Here is an 11,015-nt window from a genome sequence, read left to right as displayed (position 1 = left end):
ATGCACCAAGAAGTTGTGGATAACTTGGAAAGCATCCACGGAGCACTGCTGAGAATGAATCGCTCCATACAATCAGAAGGTACTTTTGGCGTAATGAAATATGATCGCTGGTATAAACGAGTCGTAAGAAAAGGCATGGAACAGGTAAGACTGGAAATTTTCCTTGTTTCTATAGGGCATAATCTTTATAAATACCATAATAAAATCAATCGAGTAAAATTAGCCGCATAAACAGATAATAAGCTACTTTATGGGGAAAGGGGCATTGCGCCCTTTTTTAGATTATAATGGTATAAGATACAAAATCACGCAATAAAAAAGCGCTGTGGATAAAATGCTTTCGCATTTCATCACAGCGCCCTTTTTTCTTTATTTCACAGAGGCTTCAGCCATTGCTGTCGCAGCCACAGCCTCCCGGGCAGATTCCTCATCCATGCCGGATACATTGACGTTCTTCGTTACCTTGGCATCATAGGACTCCGCTCGCATGATTTCGGCGATATCCACACCGGTTGCCTCTTTGATGGTCTGGATGGTCTTGGCCATGACCAGCGGCACATTGTCAGACATCGTGGACATGCCGCTGCCATTGCCGCCACCAAAGATCGTGACTTTATCAATGGTTCCCAAAGGCTTGGCCACCTCAGCGGCCACCTTCGGCAGGATTTCAATAGCCATCTGGGCCATAGCGGCCTTGCCGTACTTCTTCAAGGCTTCTGCCTTCTTGTCCATAGCCGCAGCCTCGGCTTCACCTTTCAGGCGGATGGCTTCCGCTTCAGCCTGGGCCTTGGCCGTGATACCAGCAGCTTCCTGCTCCATAGCATATTTCTTCGCTTCTGCCTGTGCCTTCTGGGCTTCAGCATCGCGCTGCTGTTCATAGAGCCGGGCTTCGGATTCACGCTGGCGCTTGGCCAGTTCTGCCTCGGCCTGCTTGCTGATATTGTATTTTTCCGCATCGGCTTTTTTCTGGACTTCGGCGGCCAGCTCCTGCTCACGGACAGCTACCTGCTGTTTGCGCAGAGCCTCTTCGCGGTTGGCCTTGGCGATTTCCGCATCCACCGTGGCCGTCTCGATGGCCTTGCGCTGTTCCTGTTCCTGAATGGCATAAGCCGCATCGGCTTCTGCCTGCTTGATATCCGATTCCCGCTTGAGTTCCGCCTTGCGGATGGCCAGTTCATTCTGGCGCTGGGCGATTTCCAGCTCTGCCTTTACCTTGGCATCATTGGCTTCCTTCATGGCCTCGGCCTGTTTCACCGATACATCACGGTCAGCCAGAGCCTTGGCAATGGAAGCGTCCTTGCGGATGCGGGCCGTATTGTCCGCGCCCAGATCCGTAATCAGCCCCGTCTCATCCGTGATATTCTGGATATTGCAGGAAATGACCTTGATGCCCAGCCGCTCCATATCCTGCGCCGCTGCCGCCTTGACCTGTTCGGAGAAAGAGTCGCGGTTAGTGCTGATTTCCTTGAGGGACAAGGTGCCCACGATTTCACGCATATTGCCTTCGAGGGAATCGCGCAACTGGTCGGCAATGAGTTCCGGCGTCAGGTTCAGGAAGTTCTTGGAAGCCAGCAAGCGGGCTTCCTCGGAATCATCTACCGAAACCTTGGCCACAGCGTCCACCTTGACATTGATGAAGTCATTGGTAGGCACGCTCTGCTGGGTGCGGATATCCACCGTCATCTGCCCAAGGAACAAGCGGTCCACGCGTTCCAGCAGCGGAACCTTCACGCCGCCCTGACCGACCAGCATACGGGGCTTAGCCCGCCAGCCAGAGAGGATGAACGCCACATCAGGCGGTGCCTTCACCCAGCAGGTCAGGGCAATCGTCATAAGAACAAAGACAAAAACTGCAATAAGGACTAGTAAAGCCAAAAAGATCAACATCCTTTCTAAATGATTATTTATGACCACTCTGCCTGAACAGAGTCATATCCTTCATGATGCTCGCCAATTCATCTTCCAGGACCGCAAACGCCAGCCCCTTCTCCTCGGCTTTTTTTCGGGACTGTTCCTGCCGTCTGCCATCCAGGATCGCCTTGATTTTGGCAAAGACAGTATGCAGGCGCGGCAGACACGCCGGCTGCAGGTCACGGATCAGATCCATGATATACGGCAGGTAAGGCTCCAGATAACGCTGGCAATCCTCCGTGAAAAATTGCCGTTCCTCCAGATAGATGCCCTCAAACAGCCGGATCTTCTTCATCACATCCATCCGCGAAGCCGCAGGAACGTGCCGATAATAATCCTGCACATAACCATAGAACTCCCGGCTGCATAAAGCGAGCAGTTCCTGACGGCTGTACCGGTAACAATGCAGCTGCCCATCATCCTCCAAGGGATAATCTTCTTCTGGCACCCGGCCAGTTGCCAGCTGCTGCAGGAGTCTGGCTTCCGGCCGGCTGGCATGCGCAAAAAAATCCCGGTTCTTCTCCGGCCGCAGCAGATTGCGCAGCGCATAGAACCGAAAAAACATCGCTTCTGCACATAAAGCATCATAGTCGAGCAGATTACCGGACTCAATATAAGCTTCGCTGGAATTCAACCTGTGGCTTCGATACTTCCGAAACAGGGTATCCAACGCCTCCCGGATAAGATCATATTCGCAGCGTTCCCGAAATCCCTGATTCTCCATCTTCACTCATCCCCCTGGCATTTATGGTACAATAATATTCTTAAATTTCCCTTAGAGTTTGATAATATTTTTCAAAACAATACCGACAAATCAAAAGCGTGTCATTTCTGGCTGCTATTCCGGAAATGACACGCTTTTCCTATTGCCCCGCAAAATCTTCAAAGACTCGTACCGCAGGTACTTTTTTCATTTTGATCTGGCTTTCCAGCACCGTACCATCCAATGCTCTGGGCAGGGGCTGGGTTTCATCGGGAATATCCTTCATATGCGGCTTTTTGCGGTAACTGCTGTCCAGCCTGCCATCCACATATTCCCGCACCAATATCGTACCATCGGGCATAACATGGCGCACGGTTTCCGTAAAATGCTGCTGGTCTCTCAGCTCTTTGACTTCCTGTTGCCGCGCATTCATCTCCTCCAAAGTTTCGGTGATGCTGTCCAGCTTCTCCCGCACCATACCGGAAAACAGACCTTTGAAATCATCTGTCCCCTTGTCCTTAGCCCGTTCTATATTGGTCACGCCTGCTGTCCCCTTAATATCTGTCACGTTCATAAAGCCACCTCCCTGCTTATTATATCGTCAGCAGGAAGGATTTCCTTAACCCTCTCTTTTGCCAGGCATATCCACTTTCTGTCAACAGGAAATACAAAAACCCCCGCCAATGGCGGGGGCCGTATTGCCTATTGCTTATGCAATTAGTGGTTGAAGATATTCTTCAGGGCCTGTTTGTTGACATCGCGGTTGAGCTGTGCGAGGTAAGTCGTCAGCTTGATGTTCTTCGGGCAGGCCTGTACACAGTTCTGGCTGTTGCCGCAGCTGGTGATGCCGCCTTTTTCCATCAGGGCATTCAGGCGCTTCGGAGCGTCGAATTTTCCCAGCGGATGCAGGTTGAAGAGATATGCCTGAACCGTCGGGGACGGGCCGATGAAGTCAGACTGCGGACCAACGTTGGGGCATGCTTCCATGCAGCAGCCGCAGGTCATGCAATGCGAGATCTCGTAAGCCGTCTGTGCGGTGTACGGGTTCTGGATTGGGGCATCCTTGACTTCCCAGGAGCCGTCCACTTCCACCCAGCCCTGAATACGTTTGAGGCTTTCAAACATCACAGAGCGGTCGATCAAGAGGTCGCGGATAACCGGGAACGTGCGAGCCGGCTGCAGGCGGATGGGCTGTTCCAGATTGTCAATCAGGGAGCAGCAAGCCTGACGAGCCTTGCCATTGATAACCATCATGCAGGCACCGCAGACTTTTTCCAGGCAGTTGCATTCCCAAACAACAGGAGCAACTTTCTTGCCATCAACGGTGACCGGGTTCTTCTGGATTTCCATCAGGGCGGCAACAACGTTGAGGCCCGGACGGTAATCTACATCGAATTCTTGCGTGTAGGGGGCCGAATCAGGGCCATCCTGACGCTCGATTACGAATCTGACTTTTTTCTGTTCTGCCATTGTTATTGTCCTCCCTCTTACTCTTTCTTAGCTACAGCGTAGTTACGCAGACGCGGCTTAATGAGAGAGTGTTCAAATTCACGATAGGAAACTTCCGGTTCACTGTTGGCAGCGTCAAAAGATACCACCGTGGTACGCATGAATTTCTCATCATCACGGCCAAAGAACAGCAAGTCATCATTGCCATCATCCGTCATGGCACGGCCAGTCTCGGCATCGAAATGATACTTGCCATTTTTCTCATCAAAGGCCTTCTTCTTGGCTGCATCCCAGGAATCGTAGTCGGATTTGAGCACGATCTTGGCATGAGCACCGCGACTTTCGTCGCGCTGGAGAGCAGACTTCGTGATAGCCATTGCATAGATGATCATGTTGCGGAGCTGACGAACGAACATTGCTTCCTGGTTAGCCCAGTTGCCATGGTCCGTAACACCGATGTTGTCCCAACGCTTAAGCAGGGCATGTAGTTCTTTCATGCACTGTTTGAGGCCGTTGTTATCGCGTTCGATGGACACGTATTTGTACATGATATCGCCCAGTTCATGGTGCATCTGATGAGCATTTTCGGCACCATTCATGTTGCGGATCTTATCGAATTCCTCTACGCACTCTTTGCGGGCTGCTTCGAGTTCTTCGTTAGTGAGAGCAGCACCGAGCTTGCCGCTGCGGGCCAGGCGCAGAGCTTCCGGACCGGAGATGGTGCCGGAGTAGGTAGCAGACAGCAGGGAGTTTGCACCCAGACGGTTTGCACCATGGTACTGGTAATCGCATTCGCCGGAAGCCATGAGGCCCGGGATATTGGTGTGATGTTCTCTGTCTACCCAGATACCACCCATGGAGTAATGGATGGACGGGAAGATTTCCATCGGCACCTTACGCGGATCCTGACCTACGAAATCATCGTACATTTCGAGGATGCCGCCCAGTTTACGCTCGAGGTAATCAGCTGGGATATGGGACAGGTCGAGATATACGCGGTTCGGGTTGGTCATGCCGAGTCCCATGTGCACAACAACCTTGTAGATAGCGCGGGAAGCAACGTCACGCGGTACCAGGTTGCCGTATGCCGGATACATATCTTCGAGGAAGTACCAGCGTTCTTTTTCGCCCGTCTGGGGGTTCTTGCGATATACCCAGACACGGCCGCCTTCACCACGGCAGGCTTCGGACATCAGGCGGTTCTTGTCGGAACCCGGAATAGCCGTCGGATGGATCTGCAGGAATTCAGGGTTGCCGATTTCTGCGCCCTGCTGGTAAACAGCAGATACAGCGGAACCGTTGCAGATGGTGGAAGCCGTGCAGCGACCATACACCTGGCCAGGGCCGCCGGTAGCCAGGATGACTACATCAGCGGGGAACGCCTGGATTTCGTTGGAGTTCATGTTCTGCGCAACGATACCGCGGCAAACGCCGTCTTTGTTCTTGATGATCTTGATGAATTCCCAGAATTCATATTTCTTTACGCCGCCTTTGACTTCCCAACGGCGAACCTGCTCGTCGAGAGCATAGAGCAGCTGCTGGCCCGTGGTGGAGCCGGCGAATACGGTGCGCTTGTTCTTCTGGCCACCGAAGTTACGGAGGTCCAGAACGCCTTCCGGCGTACGGGTGAAGGGCACGCCCATGCGGTCGAACATATGCACGAGCTTCGGAGCTGCCTCAACCATGCCTTTGACAGCCAGCTGGTCAGCCAGGAAGTCACCGCCGTATACCGTATCATCGAAGTGCTCATAGATGGAATCATGCTCGCCCTTGGTGTCCATACAAGCGTTCATGCCGCCCTGTGCACACAGGGAATGGGAGCGTTTTACCGGGCAATAAGAGAAGAGGTCAACCTTACCGCCGTCTTCGCAGATTTTCAGCGTAGCCATGAGGCCCGAAAGACCGCCGCCTACGACAATAATCTTTTTTTCAGGTTTATTAGCCATTGAAATTCTCCTTTACTTTGCCATACACAAAGGCAATTACATCACAAAGTAGCTGCCCATAAATGCCAGCGTCACGAGGCACAGCACAGCGCAGAGGCCCATGCTCAGTGCACTTACCACATTCTGGACGCGGGGGCCTTTTGCGATACCCCAGGTCATGCAGAAGGTCGTGATACCATTGCAGAAATGGAAGATGGCAGCAAACATACCGATGATGTAGAGAAGAGCATAGGCAGGATTTGCTACGAAGTAGTTCTGCAGGAGTTCATAGGAAATAGGAACACCGGCGATGCCCTTGGTCAGGATACGCAGATAGAATACGTGCCAGATCAGGAACACGACCAGGAACCAAGCCGTCCAGCGCTGCAGAGCGAACTGCCAGTTGCGTACATAGCCATAGCGGCCCGGATTGTTCTTAGCCTGCAGGCAGATGTAGATACCATAGATGGCATGGAAGAGCAGCGGCGTTGCAATAGCGCCGATTTCCAGTCCGAGGAAAATCGGATGCGGGATGAGCTCCATCATTGCCAGGGCTCCGTTAAGTGCAGGAGCGCCGCCCAGAGCCATGGAGTTGGTGAAGATGTGCTCAAAGAGCACCATGCCCAGCGCCAAGAGGCCCACTAGTGAATGCAGACGACGCACGTAAAAAGTTGTGTGAAACATTCTATACCTCCTAAAATAATTCCTGGAATAGCGGGCAAAATCTCGTGCCCGCCTTGTTCCACTATACCTTTATCAGTAGCCTTTCAGCGTACGATACTTAGCCTGATTCGTTTCGTAAAGGTTGTTGCCCTCGCAGTCGATGACTACGATAGCCGGGAAGTCCTCTACCGTGAGACGGGCTACAGCCTCAGGGCCCAGTTCGGGGTAAGCCAGGACTTCATATTTCTTGACGGATTTGGCAATCAGAGCTGCAGCACCGCCAACAGCGGCGAAATACGTCACGCCGTTCTTCTTCATGGATTCCACCACTTCTTTGGAGCGGGAACCCTTGCCAATCATGCCCTTGATGCCCTGCTCGAGCATGGTCGGGGTATAAGCATCCATACGTCCGGAAGTCGTCGGGCCGCAGGAACCGATGGGATCGCCCGGTTTAGCCGGCGTCGGTCCCAGGTAATAGACCATCTGGTTCTGCCAGTCCACGGGCAGTTTCTCCCCACGAGCCAGAGCTTCCGTCATTGCCTTGTGGGCAGCATCACGAGCGGCGATGATTTCGCCAGAGATAAGTACCGCATCGCCTGCTTTAAGCTTGCGGCTCATTTCCTCCGTAAACGGAGTCTGAATCCGAATCTGTTCAGCCATTTATATTTCCTCCCGTCTCAAATCAAAGTACACGCTGTTTATGGCGCATAGCATGGCAGCAAATGGTTACTGCAACCGGCAGGCCTGCGATATGAGTGGGGCCCCACTCTACGTTCACAGCCAGTGCCGAGGTATTGCCACCCAGCTGGGGGCCGATACCCGTCTGATTGATGAGCTCGAGGAGTTCGCCTTCCAGTTTGGCGTATTCCGGCATCGGGTTGCGTTCGTCAACGGAACGCGTGAGTGCCAGCTTAGAAAGGAGGGCTGCTCTGTCCATGGTACCACCGATACCAACACCGACTACCATCGGCGGGCAGGGGTTCATGCTGGCATGGAGGATGATATCCATGACCGCCTTCTTCACGCCCTCTACACCATCGGCAGGCACGAGCATCTTGATGCCGGATTTGTTCTCGGAACCAAAGCCCTTCGGTGCCACGGTGATCTTGAGTTTGTCACCAGCCACAATCTTCGTGTAGATGACGCCCGGCGTGTTGTCCTTGGTGTTCACACGATTGAACAGCGGCTCGCCTACCACGGATTTACGCAGGTAACCTTCGGTGTAGCCCTTGGAGATACCGGCATTGACCGCATCTTCCAACAGGCCGCCCGTAATGTGCAGGTCCTGACCAACTTCGAGGAAGACAATCGTCATACCAGTATCCTGGCAATAGGGACGATCCTCAGCCTTGGCGATTTCCGCATTGCGGATAATCTGGTCGAGAACGTTCTGGCCCACCGGAGAAGTTTCCGTCTCCCGTGCCTTCTTCATGGCGTTGTAGACGTCATCCGGAAGGTAATAGGCCGCTTCTTTGCACATCTGTGCTACGGTTTCCGTGATTTGTTTTGCGTCGATTTCTCGCAAAGTAATCCCTCCCATAAATACACTTTATCACACATCAGCAGGCACATAATAACACATTTCCTATTGATTTTCAAGCATTCGTATGATGCCCGCAAACCGCGAAAATAGTGAATCGGATTCACTTTTCTGCATCTTAGTTACCTCTTTGCGTGATTACTATCACATCAATATTTATATTAGATACTCGCAAAAAAAATCCTGCTAAAAAGCAGGACTTTTTTAAAAAAATTATAGATTTTTTCTATTTGATAATTATTATACAATATATAACAATTATACTCTTAACAGTTTTACACAAGGAGATTTATCTGCCGTCAGATCCATCACCATGAAAGAACCATTGCGTGCATCCCGTGGACGGGCAATGCTGCCGGGATTCAGGATGCGCACATCATCCAGCACCGTATCTACGGCCATATGGGTATGCCCGTAGATGGCAATATCCGCCCCCACATCGATGGCAGCCTGTGCCAGCTTGTCCAGGCCAAAGGCCACACCAAAGAGATGCCCATGCGTCAGCAAAATGGTATGCCCCGCAATATCTGCCGTCTCATAATCCGGCAGGCGCCCTCCAGGCCAGTCATTATTCCCCGCCACTTTGATGACCTCTTTATCCGTCACCATCGCCAGATAATCGGCATCCATGGCAATATCCCCGGCAAACAGCCAGAGTTCCACCCCTTGCGCATCTTTATGGGACAGGGCCATATCAATACAGCGGTAATCGCCATGGCTGTCACTGAGAATCCCTACCTTCATGCCAGATGTTCCTCCAGCTGCTGCGTGAGCTTGCGCAGGGCACGGCCGCGATGGCTGATGCGGTCCTTCTCTTCAAAGGTCAGTTCCGCCATGGTACGGCCTGCGTACTCATTGGTGTAGAAATATGGATCATAGCCAAAGCCATTCTTGCCCCGGGGAATCTTGCGCACGACACCGTCACAACGACCATCGGCCCGCAAGATCGTACCATCCGTATCCACGAAGCACAGTGAGCAGCGGTAATTTGCCGGAGATTCCTCCACATCGGCAATGCAGAGCTCTTCCAGCATCTTCTGGTTATTGGCCCAGTCCTCAGCATTATAGCCTGCATAGCGGGAGGAATACACCCCTGGACGACCGCCCAGTACCGCTACTTCCAAGCCGGAATCATCAGCCAGGCAGGCACAGCCCGTCTTTTCCATGTAAAAACGTGCCTTGATCGCGGCATTATCCGCAAAGGTTCCCCCATCTTCAATGGCGTTGGGCAGATTCCCAAACTCCGACAGGGCCACCACTTCCACGGGCAGATGCGCAAATGCGTCTTTCATTTCCCGGACTTTGCCCGCATTCTTCGTGGCAATGACAATCTTCTTCATAAAATAACTCCCCTAAAAAAATCAACCTTCACGGCCTACCAGCCAGACCAGCTGGCTGCCTAATACATCCTTCTGATAGGAAATCAGCTCCCGGCAGCCCTTCTCCCCTAATGCGAGCAGCCGGCTGAGTTCCTGATGGTCAAAGGGCCGGCCTTCACCGGTGCCCTGCACCTCAACGAACTTGCCAAACCCTGTCATCACCACATTCATGTCCACCATAGCTGTAGAATCTTCCTCATAGCACAAGTCAAGGATAGGTTCATCCTCCTTGTTGATGCCCACGCTGATGGCAGCAAGAAAGTCCTTGACCGGAAAGATATTCCCCTTCTGATAGAAAGTGGAACAAGCTTCCACCAAAGCGACGAATGCCCCGGTGATAGCGGCGGTACGCGTGCCGCCATCAGCCTGGATCACATCGCAGTCAATCATGATGGTGCGCTCCCCCAGAGCTTTGGTATCCACCACGGAACGCAAGCTGCGGCCAATCAGCCGCTCGATTTCCTGCGTGCGTCCGGACTGCTTTCCCTTGACGGCCTCCCTCTGAGTGCGGGTGCCGGTAGCGCTGGGCAGCAGGGAATACTCCGCCGTAATCCAGCCCTCGCCTGTCCCTTTGAGAAAGAACGGCACCCGCTCTTCCACGGTAGCGGCACAGATGACCTTGGTATTGCCCATCTCAATGAGCACAGAACCAGCCGGATACTTCTGGAACTTGCGGTGAATCCTATAAGGGCGCAAAGCGTCCGCAGCGCGGTGTCTGAAACGCTCCATGCAATCACTCCTTTTTTAAAAGCCTCCCCTGTGGGGAGGCTTTTATCACCACTTATTTGCTTTCCTGATACTGCTTGTAATTCTTGATAATGCAGATTGGCGTCTTCTGGGAAGCGTTGCCGAAGGGATTATCAATCAGGAGCTTACGGGCGATCTCGCCGTCCGTTCCCTCAGTGATACCTACCACACGGCTGCGCTTGAGGTCATTGACGTCAGCAATCATGGCACCGAAGCAGCCCAGACGCTCTTTGATGCGCTTTACGACTTCGTAAGGTTCGCCCGGACCGTAGACAATGCACTTGTCAAACGGCGGCATCGTGCCCGTCACGTCATCGATCATGGCCGTTTCCTTGCCCCCCCAGACATAGAACATGCCGGACTTGCCGAAAACCTTGGCCACAAAGCCAGCGAACAGGGCAAAGACTACGCGCCATTTGCCTTCCACGTCCATCAGGGACTGCATGCCATGGGGCGAAGCCAGAGAGCCGTAGTCCGGGATGAAACGGCAGCAGAACCTAGCCAAACCGGAGATCTTCAGGTCTTCCGGACGCACGAAGCGGCCCTGGGTGATGGCGACTACAGATTCTGCGCAGCAGAGCAGGTCGTTTTCACCGATTTTATCTTTCGTGTAATGCTCGATGGCATCCACGATATCATCTTTTTCCGTCAGGATGCGCGTCGGCACCGGGATAAGTTTCATTTCTTCAGCCATATGT

The 11,015-nt window shown here is 52.8% G+C and carries 13 protein-coding genes; 1 reads left to right on the top strand and 12 read right to left on the bottom strand.

The window, feature by feature from the left end:
• Positions 1-231, top strand: a 231-nt coding sequence (locus BUB68_RS09065) for a transposase (protein ID WP_073090362.1), incomplete at its 5' end; no start/stop codon positions are given.
• Between the two features lie 138 nt (positions 232-369).
• On the opposite strand, the gene BUB68_RS09060 is transcribed toward BUB68_RS09065, so the two are convergent.
• The 12 genes from BUB68_RS09060 to BUB68_RS09005 all read right to left on the bottom strand — a co-directional run bounded on the left by BUB68_RS09060 (position 370) and on the right by BUB68_RS09005 (position 11,011).
• Entirely contained in the window at positions 370-1,875 is a 1,506-nt protein-coding gene (locus BUB68_RS09060) for a flotillin family protein (protein WP_256625850.1), read from the bottom strand.
• Positions 1,876-1,900: 25 nt separating this feature from the next.
• Complete coding sequence (locus BUB68_RS09055; protein WP_073090355.1) at positions 1,901-2,635, bottom strand: hypothetical protein; 735 nt, start codon at positions 2,633-2,635, stop codon at positions 1,901-1,903.
• Positions 2,636-2,774: 139 nt separating this feature from the next.
• Positions 2,775-3,188, bottom strand: a complete 414-nt coding sequence (locus tag BUB68_RS09050) for a hypothetical protein (protein WP_073090352.1) — start codon at positions 3,186-3,188, stop codon at positions 2,775-2,777.
• Positions 3,189-3,331: 143 nt separating this feature from the next.
• On the bottom strand, positions 3,332-4,084 hold the full coding sequence (gene sdhB / locus BUB68_RS09045) for a succinate dehydrogenase iron-sulfur subunit (protein WP_037353070.1): 753 nt from the start codon (positions 4,082-4,084) through the stop codon (positions 3,332-3,334).
• 17 nt (positions 4,085-4,101) lie between these two features.
• On the bottom strand, positions 4,102-6,009 hold the full coding sequence (sdhA, locus tag BUB68_RS09040) for a succinate dehydrogenase flavoprotein subunit (RefSeq protein ID WP_073090347.1): 1,908 nt from the start codon (positions 6,007-6,009) through the stop codon (positions 4,102-4,104).
• A 36-nt stretch (positions 6,010-6,045) separates the two neighbouring features.
• Entirely contained in the window at positions 6,046-6,672 is a 627-nt protein-coding gene (locus BUB68_RS09035; RefSeq protein ID WP_073090344.1) for a succinate dehydrogenase/fumarate reductase transmembrane subunit, read from the bottom strand.
• Between the two features lie 72 nt (positions 6,673-6,744).
• Positions 6,745-7,311 (bottom strand): Fe-S-containing hydro-lyase, encoded by a 567-nt coding sequence (locus tag BUB68_RS09030; RefSeq protein WP_014423664.1) that lies wholly within the window; start codon positions 7,309-7,311, stop codon positions 6,745-6,747.
• A 22-nt stretch (positions 7,312-7,333) separates the two neighbouring features.
• Positions 7,334-8,176: a fumarate hydratase gene (locus BUB68_RS09025; RefSeq protein WP_073090341.1), complete on the bottom strand. Its 843-nt coding sequence runs from the start codon at positions 8,174-8,176 to the stop codon at positions 7,334-7,336.
• A gap of 273 nt (positions 8,177-8,449) precedes the next feature.
• Positions 8,450-8,935 (bottom strand): metallophosphoesterase family protein, encoded by a 486-nt coding sequence (locus BUB68_RS09020; protein WP_073090337.1) that lies wholly within the window; start codon positions 8,933-8,935, stop codon positions 8,450-8,452.
• Entirely contained in the window at positions 8,932-9,531 is a 600-nt protein-coding gene (gene rdgB, locus BUB68_RS09015) for an RdgB/HAM1 family non-canonical purine NTP pyrophosphatase (RefSeq protein WP_073090334.1), read from the bottom strand. The genes BUB68_RS09020 and rdgB overlap by 4 nt, the downstream gene beginning before the upstream one ends.
• 21 nt (positions 9,532-9,552) lie before the next feature.
• Positions 9,553-10,299 (bottom strand): ribonuclease PH, encoded by a 747-nt coding sequence (rph, locus tag BUB68_RS09010; RefSeq protein ID WP_073090331.1) that lies wholly within the window; start codon positions 10,297-10,299, stop codon positions 9,553-9,555.
• A 52-nt stretch (positions 10,300-10,351) separates the two neighbouring features.
• The gene (locus BUB68_RS09005) at positions 10,352-11,011 is read right to left on the bottom strand and encodes a coenzyme F420-0:L-glutamate ligase (RefSeq protein ID WP_073090328.1); all 660 of its coding nucleotides are present in this window, start codon (positions 11,009-11,011) and stop codon (positions 10,352-10,354) included.
• Positions 11,012-11,015: the final 4 nt, after the last annotated feature.

This window comes from Pseudoselenomonas ruminantium (assembly GCF_900142515.1).
GTDB lineage: Bacteria > Bacillota > Negativicutes > Selenomonadales > Selenomonadaceae > Selenomonas_A > Selenomonas_A ruminantium_D.
Note: the sequence above shows the minus strand (reverse complement) of the source record. Positions and strands in the feature narration are given on the sequence as shown.